Here is a 17,210-nt window from a genome sequence, read left to right as displayed (position 1 = left end):
GGCGGAACCGAAGGGGTTCGGAGGAGGGACGGAACGGTCAGGCGAGCTGACGGATACGCTGACGGGCCTCCACGGCCATGGCGTGCTTGACCAGGGTCAGCAGGACCTTGACCACGGACTTGCGGTCACGGGCGTCGCAGTAGACGACCGGCACGTCGGCGGTGAGGTCGAGGGCGTCGCGCAGCTCGTCGGCGCTGTAGGCCATCTCCGGGTCGAACTCGTTGACGGCCACCACGAAGGGAAGCTTGTACTGGCGCTCGAAGTAGTCCAGGGCCTGGAAGGTGTCCTCCAGGCGACGGGTGTCGGCGAGGATGACCGCTCCGAGCGCGCCGCGGACCAGCTCGTCCCACATGAACCAGAAGCGTTGCTGTCCGGGCGTACCGAACAGGAAGAGGGTCAGGTCGGTGTCGAGCGAGATGCGGCCGAAGTCCATGGCCACCGTGGTGCTGGTCTTGTCAGGGGTGTGCGAAAGGTCGTCCACTCCGGCGCTGGCCGCGGTCACGGCCGCTTCGGTGCGGACCGGAGGGATCTCGGAGACAGCACCGACGAACGTGGTCTTACCGACCCCGAAGCCCCCGGCGATGATGATCTTGGTCGACAGTGCGGTGGGGGCGTGGGCGTTGTTCGTGCTGTTGGCTGAGTGGATCACAGTTTGTCCTAGCGAGAGTGCCGGGTCTGCAGGGACGGTTGGCTCACGACCCGGTCTGGAGGGGCGCGGATCCTCTCCGGGTCCGAGCCTCCGTAGGAGGATCCGCCCCTGGAACCTAACACCGGACGGCGATGGAGTCCGGGTTTTCGGCAGAGTGGGGAACACCACCACGAACACCGACAAGGGCGGCTGTAACGGTCAACGCGCAGTTGACAGGGTCTTGAGGCGGGATGTCCACCTCGTGGCGACGTGTCCGTACTCCGAGACGGAACGTAGTCAGATAAGCACATGGGCGTACCCTGGAAGGTCGACTTTACGACATTGTGAGCGGCCATTTTCGGCCGCTTTCGGCCGCGCCGATCCCTGTCCGGAGCAGCCCCCTGCATCTACGGTGGAGTCCAGGGCACCCACCGAGTGCGGTCGTCGACGACTCCTGGCACGAGCGAACGACCCCACGGGGCCCGGCGGCGCCTTGGGGCGCACGACCACGACCGACGTCTCGCTCTTCGACGTCGGGCCGGCCGTACCACCCCGTCAGGGCGTTCAGAGCCCCACCGGCCCACAACCGTCCACGTGGGCCGGTGGCGGCCCGCCTCCCGCTCCCTCTTCTCCGCCACCCCTTCGCGCCCCAATGCGTAGGATGGACGCGCCGCCCCCTCCCCGACCGGTCCTCATCGCGCACGCGCGCGACACCGGGGCGGGCGCCGGGCGGCGATCAGACCAGCCACACCACTCCCGAGGGAGCCGAGAACCCCACATGTCCGAGCAGCGCGTCGTCCGCCCCACTCCCATCAGCGGTTTCCCCGAGTGGACCCCACAGGTCCGGGCCGTGGAGCAGCGCTGGCTGGACCATATCCGCGCCGGGTTCGAGTCCTTCGGCTTCGCCTCCGTCGAGACGCCCTCCGTGGAGAACCTGGACGTGTTGATGGCCAAGGGCGAGACCTCCCAGGAGGTCTACACCCTGCACCGTCTCCAGGCCGACGCCAAGGACGACTCCGACGCCAGGCTCGGGCTGCACTTCGACCTGACCGTGCCCTTCGCGCGCTACGTCGCCCAGCACTTCAACGAACTGACCTTCCCGTTCAAGCGTTACCAGATGCAGCGTGTGTGGCGCGGCGAGCGTCCGCAGGAGGGCCGGTTCCGCGAGTTCACCCAGTGCGACATCGACGTCATCAACGTCGACTCGGTCCCACTGCACTTCGACGCCGAGCTCCCGCGCATCGTGCACCGGGTGCTCAGCGGTCTCGACATCCCCGCCTGGACGCTCAACGTCAACAACCGCAAGGTGCTCCAGGGCTTCTACGAGGGGCTGGGCATCGAGGACCCGATCGCGGTCATCCGCGCGGTGGACAAGCTCCACAAGATCGGGGACGAGGGCGTGCGGGAGATCCTGTCCGCCGAGGGACTGACCGACGAGCGGATCGAGCCCTGTCTGGCCTTGGCCCGTCTCAAGGGCGACGGCCCCGACGTGGTGGCCAAGGTGCGAGAGCTCGGGGTGCGCTCGGAGCTGCTCGACGAGGGGCTGGAGGAGCTGGCGTTCGTCATGAACGACCTGGCCGACCTGCCCCGGGGCGACGTGGTCGCCGACCTGTCCATCGCACGCGGCCTGGACTACTACACCGGCACCGTCTACGAGGCCTCCTTCGACGACGACCCCGGTTACGGCAGCATCTGCGCGGGAGGGCGCTACGAGAACCTCGCCGGGCAGTTCATCCGCCGCCGGCTCCCCGGGGTGGGCATCTCCATCGGGCTGACCCGCATCTTCGCCAAGCTCGTCGCCGAGGGGCGCATCGAGGGCGGCCGGGTGTGCCCCACCGACGTGATGGTGGTGGTCCCCAACGCCGAACGGCGCGCGGAGGCGCTGCGCACCGGTGAACTGCTGCGCGCGCGGGGCCTCAACACCGAGGTCTTCCACTCCACGAGCAAGGTCGGCAAGCAGATCCAGTACGCGTCCAAGAAGGGCATCCCCTTCGTGTGGTTCCCGCCCTTCGAGGAGGGCGGCGACCACGAGGTCAAGGACATGGACGGAGGCGAGCAGGTCACGGCCGATCCGACCACCTGGTCCCCCCGCTGATCCCGTGAACCCTCGGAGGGGGCGTCGCCGCCCCCTCCCTCCGCCCCCTAGCAGGTCGCGGACCGGCATGGGCGGTTTTCCAACGTCCGTGCCGGAACCGGCCATTCCCGAGACAGTCCCGGGTACCGAGTGCCAGACTGGGACGGGCCGCCCCGCGACCGCACCCCGCCCGTGGGCGACCGACTTCGGTGTCCTAGTAATCGAGGCCATGTCTCCACCTCGCCACAATCTTCCCCTGTCCGCCGGTGAGTTCATCCGATTCGTCGGCCGTGAACGCGACATCGTCGACCTGGGTCGTCTGCTCGATACCGCCCGGATGGTCACCCTGACCGGCACCGGGGGGATCGGCAAGACCAGGCTCGCCCTCCACCTGGCCGAGCGTGTACTGCGTCGTTTCCCCGACGGTGTGCGGTTCATCGATCTGAGCGAGGCCTCCACCCACGAGCAGGCGCTGCGCACGGTCGCCGCGGGCCTGAACGCGGTCCAGGGCGACTCGGCGACCCTGTTGGACGGGATCATCACGGCCCTGCGGACCCAGCACCTGCTGCTGCTCCTGGACACCTGCGAGCACGCGGTGGGTCCGATGGCGGAGCTGTGCCGGGCCGTGCTGCGCGACTGTCCGAGGGTGCGCATCCTGGCGACCAGTCGCCAGCCGCTGCACGTGCCCGAGGAGAACATCTGGCGGGTCCCCCCGCTCTCGTTGCCCTCACGGCCCACGCCCACCGACCCCTACGCCGCCGTCCCGGTGCCCATCCCCCGGCGCGACGCCCAGCGCTACGAGTCGGTGCGGCTGTTCCTGACCCGCGCGCACGCCGCCCGCTCCGGTTTCGAGATGACCCGGGAGAACTCCGGCTACATCGCGGAGATCTGCCGGATGCTCGACGGCATGCCCTTGGCCATCGAGCTGGCCGCCGCCCGGGTCCGGGTCCTGTCCGTGCAACAGATCCTGCGCCGCCTGGACGACCGCTTCCGGCTCCTGAGCGGCGACGGCGCCGGACACCTCCCGGAACGTCAGCGCACCCTGCGCGCCGTGCTGGAGTGGAGTCACGGCATGCTCACCGACGCCGAGCGCGCCCTCCTGCACCGGTTGTCGGTCTTCTCCAGTTGGTACCTGGAGATGGCGGAGGAGGTCTGCTCCGGCGAGGGCGTGGAGGCCACCGACATCCTGCCGCTGCACTTCTCCCTGTTGGACAAGTCGCTGGTGGTGATGGACGCCGAGATCGACGGGACCGCCCACTACCGACTGACCGAGACCGTGCGCGCCTACGCCGCCGAACGTCTGGTGGAGAACGGGGACGGCGAGGAGCGTTGGAGCCGCTACCTGGCCTTCACCATCGACCGTCTGGAGCGGGCCGCCAAGACCGGCGAGGGCCCTCTGGAATGGTCCGAGCGGCTGGGCCGGCTGCGCATGCAGGACCACCACCGTGAGAACCACGCCCGGGTGGTCCTGTGGGCCCTGGCCAAGGGGCGCTCGGACGACGCGCTGCGCGTGTGCGTGGCGCTGCGCTCCTACTGGCTGGTGCGGGACCTGACCGCCGAGGGCAGCCGACTGCTGGAACAGGCCCTGGATCGCGACCCCGACTCCCAGTCGCCGCCGCTGCGGGCCCGCGCCCTGGCCCTGCGCGCCGAGCTGCGCCTGGACGTGGACCCGGCCCCTCGGGTCGCCACCCTCGCCCTGTGCGCGTTGGAGGCGGCCCGTGCCTGTCGCGACGCCGCGGCCGCCGCCTCCGCGCTGGCGACCCTGGCCGCGCTGTCTCTGCGCACCGGTGCCCTGGAGGAGGGGGAACGCCGGGCCCGTCGTTCCCTGGAGTGGGTGGCCGAGGCCGGCGACCATCTGACCGAGGGCATCGCCCTGAGGGTCCTGGCCCGTCTGGCGCGGCGCCGGGGTTGCCCGGAGGAGGCCGTCGGCCATCTGGAGGAGGGTCTGGAGAAGGCCCGCCGGCTGAACGATCACTGGAGCCAGGCCCGCTGTCTGCACGAGCTGGGTTCGATCGCGGTCGAGGCCGGCGACCACGAGGGCGCCGAGGCCCTGCTGTCGGAGGCTTTGGAGATCTTCGGCGACATGCCTTCGGACCTGGCGTTCGCGCACTGCGCGGCCGACCTGGGCCGGCTCCACCTGGCCAGGCACGATCCCCTCTCCGCGCGCGCCCCGCTGGCCCGCTGTCTACGGGTCGGTTTCACCTCCGGTCGTCGGATCGCGGTGGCCCGGGCCTTGGAGGCCCTGGCCGAGCTCGCCCTGGCCGAGGAGGAGTCCAGCCGCGCCGCCGCGCTCGCCGGTGTGGCCGCCGACCTGCGCACCTCGTTGGACCGGCCCTCGGCCGAGACCGTCCGGCTGCGTTCCGCGGTGGAACGCAGGGTGGGCGCGGGTCCGGCCGCCCAGGCCTGGAACGCCTGGCGGTCACTGCCTCTGGAACAGATCCGTGATCGGGCCCTGGCCTTCCCCCGCCCCCAGGGCGCGCAGCCGAGCGGGCCCGACTCCCTGACCCCGCGCGAACGCGAGATCGCCACCCTGGCAGAACGGGGTCTGTCCAACCGTGAGATCGCCGAGGAGCTGACCATCAGCCAGGCCACCGCGGCCCGCCATATCGCGAACATCTTCAGAAAACTTTCGATTTCGTCCCGGACGCAGTTGACCGGCTGGGCCGCACCCCGCGAACCCGGGTGAACCCGCCGAGAACACGCCGGGGCACTTGCACAGTGCGCGTGCACCCGCTAAACCAGAAAGCCCAAGCAGCACCGCCCCTCTCGATGACGCCCACCCCTCGATCACCCGGTCATCGGCGGTGCGGCCCACCCCCGACAGCCCCTACATGTGAAGGCCATGGCACCTTTGACCGCGCCGGCGCGGCACAACCTCCCCCGGCCGGGCACCGGCTTCGTTGGCAGGGAACCGGATCTGAGCGATCTGCTCCACCTGCTCGGTACCGGCCGCTCGGTGAACATCCGCGGTGTCGACGGCATCGGCAAGACGCGGCTGGCCCTGCGCGTGGCCGAACAGTCCACCGTGTCCTTCCCGGACGGGGTGTGGTTCGCCGATCTCACCGATGTCCGAACAGGGCTGGAGGTCCACGCCCGGATCGCGGAGGCGGTGGGCGTGGTCGAGGAGCCGGGGCAGCCTCTGGCCATCACCGTGACCGAGGCCCTGCGCGACCGGCGTCTGCTGCTGATCCTGGACTCGTGCGAGCACGTGGCCGCCGAGGTGACCGAGGTCGGCGAGGCCCTGTTGGAGTCCTGCCCCTCGGTGACGTTACTGCTCACCAGTGAACAGCCGGTGCGGCTCTCGGGCGGAACGGTGTGGATGGTCCCGCCGATGTCCCTGCCGCCGACCGCGCGCAATGCGCCGCCGCCCGACCCGACCACGGCCGAACCGGTGCGGCTGTTCATGGACCGCGCGCGTGCGCGAGACCCCCGGTTCACCGTTTCTCCGGCGGAGTCGGAGACGGTGGCGGCCCTGTGCGCCCTGGCCGGCGGGATGCCGTTGGGGATCGAGGTGCTCGGCGCGGCCGCGCCGGAGCGGGGTGTGTACGAGCTGTTCCGAGGGGTGCACGACCACCTCTCCTCCCCCGAGGCGCTGCCCGGGCCGGGGCAGGCGGTCACCCGCAATCAGGTGCTGCCGTTGGTGTTGGGCTACGTCTACCTGGGCCTTCCGGAGCCCGAGCGGGTGCTGCTGCGGCGTCTGTCGGTGTTCCGCGGGTGGGATCTGGAGCTGGCCGAACAGGTGTGCTCCGACGAGGGCCTGCCCGAGACGGACATCCTGGATCTGCTCACCTCCCTGTTGGACCGTTCGCTCATCACCGTGACCGGCGAGTTCGAGGGGCGGGTGCGCTACCGGCTGCCCGAGGCCGTGCGCAGGTTCGCCGAGGAACGGCTCATCGCCGCGGGCGAGTCCGACACCTTCCAGGACCGTCTTCTGGAGCGGATGCTGCTCTTGGTGGAGGACCTGGGGCGCAAGCTGGAGTCGAGCCGTTCGATGTCCTGGTCCGAGCGGGACTCCGGCCGTCAGCGGGTGATCGCCGAGTACGACACCCTGCGTTCCCTGTTGCGCCGGTCGCACCAGCGCGGCGCGGCGGAGTCGGGTCTGCGGCTGTGCGTGAGTCTGGTGGCGCACTGGGTGAGTCACAACAACTACTCGGAGGGCGCCCACTGGATGGACCGACTGCTGGCGTTGGAGGAGGCCGACAAGGCCCCCTCTCGGGCGCGGGCGCTGGTGGGCCGGGCACAACTGGCCCGGGTCCGTCGCGACCACGACCTGGCCCTGTCCCTGGGTGAGGAGGGGCTCCGGCTGTGCCGGGAGAACGGCGACGACACGTTCGTCCGCACCTCGCTGAACCTGCTGGCCCTGGTGGAGGTCCGCGAGCACCGGACCGACCGGGCCTCGGTGCGGGTGGAGGAGGCCTTGCGGCTGTGCCGGGAGTCCGGTGACCTGTGGGGCGAGGCGATCGCCCTGGGCACCCGGGCGGTCCTGGTGGCCCGTCAGGGTGACTACCCGACCGCCGACCACCACTACAACGCCGCGTTGACGCTGCTGCGGGGGATCGACCACCGCTGGGGTGTCGGGGTGATCCTGATCGGGCAGGCCCGGGCCGCCGAGGCCAACGGCGATCTGATGACCGCCGACCGTTGTTACCGGGAGGCCCTGGACACCCAGCGGCTGATCGGCGCGACGGCGGAGGAGGCGCGGTGCCTGTCGGGGATCGGCCGGGTGGCGCACGCCCAGGGATCGATCGGTCAGGCCTATGACTACCTGAGCGAGGGGCTCCTGCTCAGCCATCAGAGCGGCCAGCGGGCGGAGGCCGCCCGGAGTCTGCTCTCCATCGCCCGTCTGGCGTTCGAGAACGGGCTGCGCGAGCCCGCCTGCCGGCTGGCCGGGGCCGCGGTCGTCCTGCGCGAGCGGGTGGGGCTGCCCGCCCACGGCGCCCCGTGGCCGTTCGTCGACGTGGAGCGGGTCCGTCGCCGTCGACGGCAGTTGGTGGCGTGGTGGGAGCAGGGACGTCTCCTCGGACAGACCGAGGTGGTCGCCGAGGCCGAGCGGCTCGCCGAGGAGGGACGGCGCGCGCCCATGGCGCCCCGGCGCCGGACCGAGGAGCCCGAGCCCTCCCGTCCTCGGAAGCGGGCCGCCCGTCGGCCGACCGGTCCGACGCATTCTCCGGAGACGACCAGCCCCCAGGAGAGCCTCACCAAGCGGGAGCTGGAGATCGCGCGTCTGGTCAGTACCGGCAAGAGCAACCCGGAGATCGCCCGAACGCTGTTCATCACCCCGTCGACGGCCGCGCGGCACGTCGCCAACATCAACCGCAAGATGGGGTTCCATTCCCGCACGCAGATCACCGCGTGGGTGGAGCTCCACCAGGCCGGTTGAGCCTCTCGTGGACGCCCCGAGACGCGTCCGCACTCCCTCGTACGAGGGCTGTGTAGACCACTCCTGCCCAGAATCTACATATGCACATGCATGGCAAGATGCATGTGCATTTGACTGTGAAAGCGCTAGGCTTCCAGCCATGGGAGAACACACTCACGACATCGCCCGGGCGAGCGGGGGCATGTTCCCCTACCGGCCGTCGGAGACCGGGCCGCACACCGGCGTTCCGACCGGCCTTCGGTCTCGAGGTGGCCCTCGGGATCGGTGGGTGACCGTGCCGGCGCGAGGGAGAACCTGGGGAGGGACCTCGCCGCGAGACACCGGCACGGCGCCTCCGGGCTCGCCACGCGGAGGGGGCGTGACGAGCCCGGGGCGCACCCGCGCATACGACGCCGACTGGGGGAACGCATGGGGGTAGGGCTGTCTTCTGGAACCGGACGACCGGGCCGGCACCTTCCGCGCCGGGACGACCCGATCGGCTCCCTCACCGGAGGCCTTTGCGAGCGGCTACGGCTGCGCTCCGGTCGAGGGGGGACGATCAGGGGCGGCTCGGGACGCACCGACGCACTGGCCTTCGCCGCGACCATCGAACAGGCGGCGGCGGGGCTGAGCCGTCGCGGGCTGTGCCTGGGAGACGTGGTGGGCGTTCTCGCCCCGGTCTCCCCCGACCGTTTCCTGGCCTCCTACACCGTGATGGCGGTCGGCGGGCGCGCCCTGACCGTGCTTCCCGAATCGGACCCCGAGACACAGTGCTCGGCGCTGGCCGAGACCGACGCCCGGCTCCTGTTCGTCAGCGAGGACATGGCCGAACGCGGGCTCGAACTGGCCGAGCGCTCCCGGGTACGGCAGATCATCACCTTCGGTTCGGCGCTGGGCACCACGCCCTTCGCCGAACTCCTGCTGCCGAGCCCCGACGGGAACGGCTACAGCCCGGCCCGCGGGCTCTTCGACAACGGTCTCCTGGGTTACGAGAACACCGGCGACGGTATGTTCACCACCCTGTACACCCACCACGACCTGCTGGCCCGCTTCGCCGAACTACGCGAGGAGCTGGCGCTGACCCCCGACGACGTCGTCGGGGTCGATCGGCGCGGGGACGAGGCCACCCGGCACGCCCTGGTCGCGCTGGCCCTGTGGACCGGCGCCTGCGTGGTGGCCGGGGACGACTGCCCGCCTCCCGAGGGACGGAGCGTCACGGTCGAGTGCTCGCCCGAGCCCACCAGGATCTCCCGGCCCGACCGTCCGCGGTAGCGGGAGGCCGCCCCGCGCGGTGATGAGAAGGGGGTCGAGGGCCCACCCTCGCGCCCGGACTCAGGAGTCCCGCGCGGCCGATCCCTCGTCGTCGATCTCGAACCAGGCCACGTGCGTGGCGTCGCTCCAGTACTCGCCGCTGCGCGTGGCGCAGTTGTCCACGATGAGCTTGCCGCGACCGTAGTCGTCGCCGTCCTCGCGGGTGTGCTCGTCGGCCACGCCCTCGGGCTCACGCGCGCCCTGGTCGGCGACGGCCACCCTCAGGCGCTGCTCGTCGGAGCGGATGAACAGGGTCATGACCCCGCCGCTCTGCCCGGAGCGGGAGTGCAGCAGGGCGTTGGTCGCCAGCTCGCTCACGGCCAGCTCGGCGTCGTCCAGAGCACCCTCGGAGTGCCCGGTACGGGTGAGGAACTCACGAACACGGGCGCGGATGGAACGCACGGCGGTCAGGTTCCCCGCGCAACTCCACACGGTGTGGTCGGTGACCCCACCCGTCAGATCGCCGACGTCGATCGTCGGCGCCGTCGACGACGCGGCCTCCGGGGCCTCCGCGGGCACATAGTCCCGGAGTTGCCTCGCCTCAGCCATCCGGTCACTCCAATCACCCGCGTCGGGCGCGCGGGTCGCGCCGTCCGCACTCACCTTAGACAAGGGTGTACCGAGTCCAGAACAGCACACCCGCGTTCGTGGCGCCGGGTATTGGCCACAAAAGCCCCTCCCGTGTCCTCCCCGATGTGCACAAAGGAAACAGTCCGGCCCCTGAAGAGATGCCTGTGAGGTGCAACACGTTGGCAATGCGCTGTCACAATCCTCCCCATGGGGACCGCCGGAACCCACCGACCCCCCGAAGGGTATGCGATCGCCCTCCCCCCTGAACTCGGGAGAACTACCCAGAGTGATCGACCCCCTGGCAAAGACGAAAAAAACTCTCTTAAACACCACGTTTTCGCTTCCTGGGGACAACGATGGTGAAACAACACCGGGCGCCCCAAGGGCACCAAAGCCCACTACCACGGCTCATCGACCGCACAGAACCGAACACGCAAAGTCACCTCTACCCCACGCGAGAACGCCCTGATCACAACGGGTTTCGGCGAGAACCCCACTCCGCGTCGACACGCTCACCGGATCTCCCCGAAGAGCACCCCGAAGGTCTCTGGGCATCGTTTGACGCTTGATGTAGGGCGAACAAGGATCTTGATGCCGGCATCCCGCACCACCCGGGGGCAGCCCCCCAGTCACCGCGTGTCATCGACGTGTCGGCCGACCGATGTTCCCCGTCCCTTTGAGGTGCCACGTGCCGTCCCTGTCCGAAGAGTCCACCCCCGCGTCCAAGATGCTCACCAGCCGCCGCAGCCTCCTCAAGGCCTCAGCGGCCGGAGCGGCTCTCGCCCCGGTCCTGGCCGCCTGCGGCGGATCGGACTCCGGTTCGGGCGGTGGCGCGGAGGGCGAGCCCCAGCGTGGCGGCCGACTCAAGATCGGTGTGGCGGGCGGCGGCGCCAACGACACCCTGGACGCGCACGACCCCACCGACAACGTCGACATCGCGCGTAACTTCGCGCTCTACGCGGCGTTGATGCGCTACGACAACGACGGCACCATCGAGCCGTACCTGGCCGAGTCCCTGGAGCCCAACGAGGACGCCACCGAGTGGACCCTGGTCCTCAAGGAGGGGCTGACCTTCCACGACGACTCCCCCGTCGACTCCGAGGCGGTCGTCTACTCCCTCAAGCGCATCCTCGACCCGGACGACCCCCAGCGCGGCAAGGGCGACATGCCCGGCGTCGACCCCGAGAAGCTGGAGATCGTCGACGAGCGGACCGTGATCATCCACGTCGACGAACCGCTGGTCACCCTCCCCGAGGCTCTCGCCGAGTACTACAACTGCGTCGTCCCCGTGGACTACGACCCGGAGAACCCGATCGGCTGTGGCCCCTTCAAGTTCGCCGAGTTCCGGGTCGGCGAGTACAGCGTCTTCGAGCGGCACGAGGGCTTCCATATGGAGGGCCTTCCGTACGTCGACGAGCTGGAGATCATCGACTTCCCCGACGACGACGCGCGCGTCAACGCCCTCAACAGCGGCAACGTCCACGTCATCAGCCAGGTGCCGCACACCCAGGTCGCCATCATCGAGGGCGACCCGAACATGACGATCATGGAGTCCGAGACCGGCATGTGGCTGCCGTTCACCATGAACGTCGAGGAGAAGCCCTTCGACGACGTGCGCGTCCGTCAGGCCTTCCGCCTCATCGTGGACCGCCAGCAGATGGTCGACCAGGCGCTGGCCGGGTACGGCCAGATCGGCAACGACATGTACGCCCGCATGGACCCGTCCTACCCCGAGGACTTCGATCAGCGCGAGCAGGACATCGCCGAGGCCAAGCGTCTGCTGGCCGACGCCGGTCACGAGAACGGCCTGGACGTCGAACTGGTCACCTCCGACATCAGCGCCGGTGTGGTCGCCGCCGCCGAGGTCTTCCAGGAGCAGGCCCGTGAGGCCGGGGTGAACGTGACCCTTCGCCGGGTCAACCCCAGCGACTACTGGAACCCGGAGGAGGGCTTCCCCTACCCCTTCGGCCAGGACTTCTGGAGCGCCCGCAACTACATCACCCAGACCACCCAGGGCTCCGTCGTGGGCGCCCCCTACAACGAGACCATGTGGGGCGAGCACGAGGAGTGGCTGGAGTACCTGGAGAAGGCCCGTAGCACCCCCGACGAGGACGAGCGCAACGAGCTCATCCGCAAGGCCCAGGAGATCGAGTACGAAGAGGGCGGCTACATCGTGTGGGGCTTCGTGAACCTGCTCGACGCCCACTCGGTCCGGGTGCACGGCCTGTCCCCCGCCGTCTCCGGCCACCCGCTGGGCTCCTACGCCTTCCACACCATGTGGATGGAACAGGACTAGGTCGCCTCCTTCGGAGCGTTCGCCCGTGCCCTCCCCCTCTCGGGGAGGCGCGCGGGCGCCCCGAGAGGGCCGGCCGGCTCCGGCCCCGGGTACGCGCTTTCCGAAGCGTTCCCTTCGACCCCCGTCCTCTCGGGCCCGCGCCTCCTCTCTCCCCCGGCGGAACTCCTCGGGCCCGCTACCGAAAGTTCACCATGACTCGACTCATCGTCGTCCGCCTGTTCTTCGGCGCACTGACGCTCTGGGCGGTGTCGCTCGTGGTCTTCGCGGCCACGCAGGCACTGCCGGGTGACGCGGCCCAGCTCATCCTGGGCCGGGACGCCACCCCCGAGCGTCTGGCGGCCCTCCGCGACCAGCTCAATCTGGATCAGCCGGTGGCCGTGCAGTACCTCCAGTGGCTCCAGGGGATCCTCCAGGGGGACCTGGGCACCTCCTTCTCCAACAGGCTGCCCGTCGCCGAATACCTGGCCGACCCCATCCGCAGCTCGATGACCCTGATGGGACTGTCCGCCCTCGTGGCGACCCCCATCGCCCTGTTCGTCGGCGCCTTCAGCGCGCTGCGCCGGGACCGCGGCTTCGACCACGCCTCCTCCATGGGCACGCTGGTCGTCGCCTCCATCCCCGAGTTCGTCATCGGCATCCTGGCGATCCTCCTCCTGGGTCCCGGCGGACTGGGCCTGTTCCCATCCGTCTACGCCCGTGACGGCGGCCCCGAGCAGTGGGTGCTGCCCGTCCTGACCCTGGCCCTGGCCGTGGCCCCGCCGATCGTCCGCATGATGCGGGCGACGATGATCGAGGTCCTGGAGAGCGAGTACGTGCAGCAGGCGCGACTCAAGGGCATGTCCGAGCGCACGGTGCTGTGGCGTCACGCCGCCCCCAACGCGATCGGCCCCGTGGCCCAGGTCGTCGCCCTCCAGCTCGCCTGGCTGGCCGGTGGCGTGGTGGCCATCGAGTTCCTGTTCAACTTCCCCGGTATCGGCAAGATCCTCATGGACGCCATCGAGAACCGTGACGTTCCGCTGATCCAGGCCGTGGTCCTGCTCATCGCGGGGATCTACATCCTGGTCAACCTGATCGCCGACGTGATCGGGCTGGCGGCCAACCCGAAGGTGAGGGTCGCGAACCGATGAACGCGTCTTCGACGAACACCGTCTCCGAGGCTCCGGCCCGGCGTCGTCCGGGTCTGTTCCGCACCGCGTGGCGTTTCGGCCGCACCAAGGTGGGTGTGGTCCTGACCGGTCTGATCGTCCTGATCGCCGTGGTGGGCCCCTTCATCGCCCCCTACACCCCGACCGAGTTCGTGGCCAGGCCGTTCGAGGCGGACGCCGCCGGCGCCATGTTCGGCGGCGACAACCGCGGCCGTGACGTCCTGACCCGCTTCCTGTGGGGTGGATGGACCCTGCTCCTGCTGGCCGGCGCGGCCGCGGGCATCGGTGTGGCCGCCGGAACGGTGGTCGGCATCGTCGCCGGTTACCGTCGCGGTTGGGTGGACGACGTCCTCATGCGGACCAACGACGTGCTGCTGGCCTTCCCGCAGCTCATCGCCGCGCTGCTGGTGATGTCGATCATCGGCCCGAAGGTCTGGCTGATCGTGGCCGTCATCGCGGTCTCGCACATGCCGCGTGTGGCCCGGGTGATCCGCGAGGCGACCCGCAAGGTGATCGAACAGGACTACGTGAAGGCGGCCGAGGCGATCGGTCTGCCCCGTTGGCGGATCATGGTCGTGGAGATCCTCCCGAACGTGACCAGCCCGCTCCTGGTGGAGCTGGGCCTGCGTCTGACCTACTCCATCGGCGTGGTGGCCGTGCTGGGCTTCCTCGGCATGGGTCTGCAACCGCCCACCGCCGACTGGGGGCTGATGATCAACGAGAACCGGCAGGGCATGGCGGTCCAGCCGTGGGCGGTGGCACTGCCCGTGACGGCGATCGCCATCCTGACCGTGGGCGCCAACCTCATCACCGACGGGCTCTCCCGCGCGGCGATCGGTATCGACCGGGGGGTCGAGAAGTGACGGAGCAGACGGAGAAGAACACCGGACCGGAGACCCGGAACGGTGTCGTCCTGGAGGTCGACGGGATCACGGTGATCGGCCGTCCCTCGGACGTCGAGATCATCAGCGACGTGTCCCTGACCGTGAACCGGGGCGAGATCCTCGGTCTGGTGGGCGAGTCGGGGTCGGGCAAGACCACCCTGGGCCTGTCGCTGCTGGCCCACCTCAAGCGAGCCACGGAGATCGTCCGGGGCCGGGTGCGGGTCGGCGAGCACGACCTGGCGGCGCTGTCCGAGCGACAGGTGCGACGGCTGCGAGGCCGCGCCGTGGCCTACATCCCGCAGTCGCCGGCCTCGGCGCTCAACCCCGCGCTGCGCCTGGGCGTCCAGCTCTCCGAGGCCCTGCACGACGCCTCACTGGGCCGGGACCAGGTGATGGAGCGGGTGCGCGAGGTCCTCCGCGAGGTGGCGCTGCCCGACGACGACGCCTTCCTGCGCCGCTACCCGCACCAGCTGTCCGGTGGACAGCAGCAGCGCGTGGCGATCGCGATGGCGTTCGTGGGACGTCCCGACCTGATCGTGATGGACGAGCCGACCACGGGTCTGGACGTGACCACCCAGGCGCACGTGCTGGAGACCATCCGGTCGATGACCCGCGACTACGGGACCGCCGGTGTGTACATCAGCCACGACATGGCGGTGGTCGCGGACCTGGCCGACGACGTCGCCGTCATGTACCGGGGCGAGCTGGTCGAGCACGGCCGTACCACCGAGGTCCTGTCCGACCCTCGACACGAGTACACGCGCCGTCTGCTGATGGCGGTGCCCCTGCTGCGGACGTCGGGCCACGAGGAACCCGAGGCCCGTACGGACGAGCCGCTGCTGCGGATCGGCGATCTGTCCGCGGGGTACGGACGCACCCGGGTGCTGGAGGGGATCGACCTGTCGGTCTCCGCCGGCGAGTGCGTGGCCCTGCTCGGCGAGTCCGGGTCGGGAAAGACGACCCTGTCGCGTTCGGTGGCGGGTCTGCACCACCAGTTCTCCGGGGAGATGCTCTTCGACGGCTCGCCGCTGGCGACCAGCAGCTACCGGCGCACCGCCGACCAGCGTCGACGGATCCAGTACGTGTTCCAGAACCCGTACGAGGCGCTGAACCCGCGCAAGCGGGTCCGCGAGCAGATCCTGGGCCCCTACCGCCACCTGGTGGGCCGCCCCGACTCCCCCGACCGGGTCGTGGCCGAGGCGCTGGAGCGTGCGGCGTTGCCCGCCTCCTACGCCGATCGTTTCCCCGAGCAGCTCAGCGGCGGTGAGCGTCAGCGCGTGTGCATCGCGCGCGCCGTGGCGACCCGCCCCGACCTGCTGGTGTGCGACGAGATCACCTCGGCGCTGGACGTCTCGGTGCAGGCGGAGATCGTCAAGCTGCTGCGTTCGTTGCAGGACGAGGGCATGGCCCTGCTGTTCGTCACCCACAACATCGCGTTGGTGTCCAACATCGCCGACCGGGTGGCGATCCTCAACAAGGGCGAGATCGTGGAGTACGGTCCGGTCGGCACGGTGATGTCGTCCCCCGAGCACGAGTACACGCGCGCCCTGATCGCCGACACCCCCGACTTCGAGCTGTCCTTCCCCGGCGCCCCCGAGCGTCTCGGTATGGACGCCGAGAGCGACGAGGTCCGCGAGGTCTAGCTCCGTGGCCGAGGGGAGGGGCGGGGCGCGCGCGGCGTGCCCCGCCCCTCCGTCGTCTCATGTCTTTGAAATCCTCTCGGTCTCCCGCCCGGGCGCGCCGGTCATCGTGACCAGGGCGAGGAGACCCAGGGCCGAGGTCGCGCACAGGAGGATCCCCATGGGGACGGCCGTGGTCTCGTCCACTCCGACCAGGGGCGCCACGACGGCGCCGATCAGCATCGGGAGGGCGCCCAGGAGAGATCCGGCGCTGCCCGCCCGGCTCTCCTGGCCCTCCATCGCCAGGGCGAAGGATCCGGTGAGGATCACGCCCATGCAGGTCATGTAGACGAAGATGGGGACGACCAGGAGGATCAGCGGCCCTTGGAGGAGCGCGGTGCCGAGCACCACCGTCGTGGCCGCCAGGGCGGTGACGACCGCGAGGCGGAGCAGAGGACGTTCCCCCACGCTCTCGCCGAGCCGGCCCACCGCCGCGCTGCCCAGGATGATCGCGACGCCGTTGACCCCGAACAGCAGGCCGAACACCTGCGGGGAGACCCCGTACAGGTCCTGGTAGACGAAGGGGGTGCCGGCCACGTAGGCGAAGCTGCCACCGTGCAACAACCCGACGACGAGGGTGTACCCCAAGTAGCGGCGGTCCCGGAGGAGGGCTCCCATGGCGCGCAGGCTCCCGCCCAGGGTGGCGGGGATACGCCGTTCCGCGGGGAGGGTCTCGGGAAGACGCGCCGCCACCACCAGGACGATCACCACGCCCAGGAGGGCCAGCGACCAGAAGACGCTCCGCCAGTCCGTGAAGGGCAGCCACAGGACACCGCCGCCCAGGATCGGCGCGACCATCGGGGCGACCGCGACGACCACCATGATCAGGGCGAAGAAGCGGGTGAGCGCCGCCCCGTCGAAGACGTCGCGCACCACGGCCCGCGAGAGGACCACCCCGGCCCCGGCGGTGAACCCCTGGAGGAAACGGCCCAGGATCAGCACGAGGGTTCCGGGGGCCAGCGCGCACAGCGCGGAGGCCAGGACGAAGAGGACGCCGCAGACCAGGAGGGGACCTCGCCGTCCGCGCGCGTCGCTGACCGAACCGATGACGACCTGTCCCACCGCGAGCCCGATCAGGCAGGAGGTGAGGCTCGCCTGGACCTGGGACGCGGAGGCGCCGAGGTCGGCCGAGATCTCCGGGAAGGCCGGAAGGTACATGTCGATGTTGAGCGGGCCCAACACCGTGAGCATGGCGAGCAGGAGGGCCAGGCCCAGCCGGTCGCGCCCGGTCGGGTTACGGAGCATCGGTCTTCCTCGGACGCGG

11 protein-coding genes are annotated in these 17,210 nt (G+C 70.2%); 8 read left to right on the top strand and 3 right to left on the bottom strand.

What is annotated here, in order from left to right:
- Positions 1–37 precede the first annotated feature (37 nt).
- Positions 38–649: a GTP-binding protein gene (locus D451_RS0104995; RefSeq protein WP_014911233.1), complete on the bottom strand. Its 612-nt coding sequence runs from the start codon at positions 647–649 to the stop codon at positions 38–40.
- 757 nt (positions 650–1,406) lie between these two features.
- On the opposite strand from D451_RS0104995, the gene hisS reads away from it, so the two are divergent.
- The 4 genes from hisS (at position 1,407) to D451_RS0104975 (ending at position 9,333) form a co-directional block, all read left to right on the top strand.
- Positions 1,407–2,723, top strand: a complete 1,317-nt coding sequence (gene hisS / locus D451_RS0104990; RefSeq protein WP_017533625.1) for a histidine--tRNA ligase — start codon at positions 1,407–1,409, stop codon at positions 2,721–2,723.
- A 208-nt stretch (positions 2,724–2,931) separates the two neighbouring features.
- Positions 2,932–5,388, top strand: coding sequence for an ATP-binding protein (locus D451_RS0104985; RefSeq protein ID WP_014909358.1), 2,457 nt, complete (start codon positions 2,932–2,934; stop codon positions 5,386–5,388).
- A 165-nt stretch (positions 5,389–5,553) separates the two neighbouring features.
- Positions 5,554–8,082 (top strand): LuxR C-terminal-related transcriptional regulator, encoded by a 2,529-nt coding sequence (locus D451_RS0104980; protein ID WP_017533624.1) that lies wholly within the window; start codon positions 5,554–5,556, stop codon positions 8,080–8,082.
- 408 nt (positions 8,083–8,490) lie between these two features.
- Positions 8,491–9,333: an AMP-binding protein gene (locus D451_RS0104975; protein WP_014909407.1), complete on the top strand. Its 843-nt coding sequence runs from the start codon at positions 8,491–8,493 to the stop codon at positions 9,331–9,333.
- A gap of 60 nt (positions 9,334–9,393) precedes the next feature.
- Here D451_RS0104975 and D451_RS0104970 read toward each other — a convergent pair whose 3' ends face one another.
- Positions 9,394–9,921 (bottom strand): ATP-binding protein, encoded by a 528-nt coding sequence (locus D451_RS0104970; protein ID WP_014912178.1) that lies wholly within the window; start codon positions 9,919–9,921, stop codon positions 9,394–9,396.
- Between the two features lie 709 nt (positions 9,922–10,630).
- Between D451_RS0104970 and D451_RS0104965 the strand changes: the two genes are divergently transcribed.
- From D451_RS0104965 to D451_RS0104950, 4 genes are all read left to right on the top strand, one after another.
- Entirely contained in the window at positions 10,631–12,238 is a 1,608-nt protein-coding gene (locus D451_RS0104965) for an ABC transporter substrate-binding protein (protein ID WP_014912561.1), read from the top strand.
- A 191-nt stretch (positions 12,239–12,429) separates the two neighbouring features.
- Positions 12,430–13,365 carry an ABC transporter permease gene (locus D451_RS0104960; RefSeq protein WP_014913593.1) on the top strand — a complete coding sequence of 312 codons (936 nt, stop codon included), beginning with the start codon at positions 12,430–12,432 and terminating at the stop codon, positions 13,363–13,365.
- On the top strand, positions 13,362–14,246 hold the full coding sequence (locus D451_RS0104955) for an ABC transporter permease (protein ID WP_017533623.1): 885 nt from the start codon (positions 13,362–13,364) through the stop codon (positions 14,244–14,246). Before D451_RS0104960 ends, D451_RS0104955 begins: the two co-directional genes overlap by 4 nt.
- Positions 14,243–15,910, top strand: a complete 1,668-nt coding sequence (locus D451_RS0104950; protein WP_026124838.1) for an ABC transporter ATP-binding protein — start codon at positions 14,243–14,245, stop codon at positions 15,908–15,910. The genes D451_RS0104955 and D451_RS0104950 overlap by 4 nt, the downstream gene beginning before the upstream one ends.
- 57 nt (positions 15,911–15,967) lie before the next feature.
- On the opposite strand, the gene D451_RS0104945 is transcribed toward D451_RS0104950, so the two are convergent.
- Positions 15,968–17,191: a multidrug effflux MFS transporter gene (locus tag D451_RS0104945; protein ID WP_017533622.1), complete on the bottom strand. Its 1,224-nt coding sequence runs from the start codon at positions 17,189–17,191 to the stop codon at positions 15,968–15,970.
- Positions 17,192–17,210: the final 19 nt, after the last annotated feature.

The sequence above is a fragment of the Nocardiopsis alba DSM 43377 genome, from assembly GCF_000341225.1.
Lineage (GTDB): Bacteria > Actinomycetota > Actinomycetes > Streptosporangiales > Streptosporangiaceae > Nocardiopsis > Nocardiopsis alba.
This window is presented reverse-complemented; position numbering and strand designations above follow the sequence as displayed.

Coding starts and splice junctions, on each gene's coding strand:
- hisS (WP_017533625.1), top strand. CDS start 1,407: ATGTCCGAGCAGCGCGTCGTCCGCCCCACTCCCATCAGCGGTTTCCCC.
- D451_RS0104985 (WP_014909358.1), top strand. CDS start 2,932: ATGTCTCCACCTCGCCACAATCTTCCCCTGTCCGCCGGTGAGTTCATC.
- D451_RS0104975 (WP_014909407.1), top strand. CDS start 8,491: ATGGGGGTAGGGCTGTCTTCTGGAACCGGACGACCGGGCCGGCACCTT.
- D451_RS0104970 (WP_014912178.1), bottom strand. CDS start 9,921: ATGGCTGAGGCGAGGCAACTCCGGGACTATGTGCCCGCGGAGGCCCCG.
- D451_RS0104960 (WP_014913593.1), top strand. CDS start 12,430: ATGACTCGACTCATCGTCGTCCGCCTGTTCTTCGGCGCACTGACGCTC.
- D451_RS0104955 (WP_017533623.1), top strand. CDS start 13,362: ATGAACGCGTCTTCGACGAACACCGTCTCCGAGGCTCCGGCCCGGCGT.
- D451_RS0104945 (WP_017533622.1), bottom strand. CDS start 17,191: ATGCTCCGTAACCCGACCGGGCGCGACCGGCTGGGCCTGGCCCTCCTG.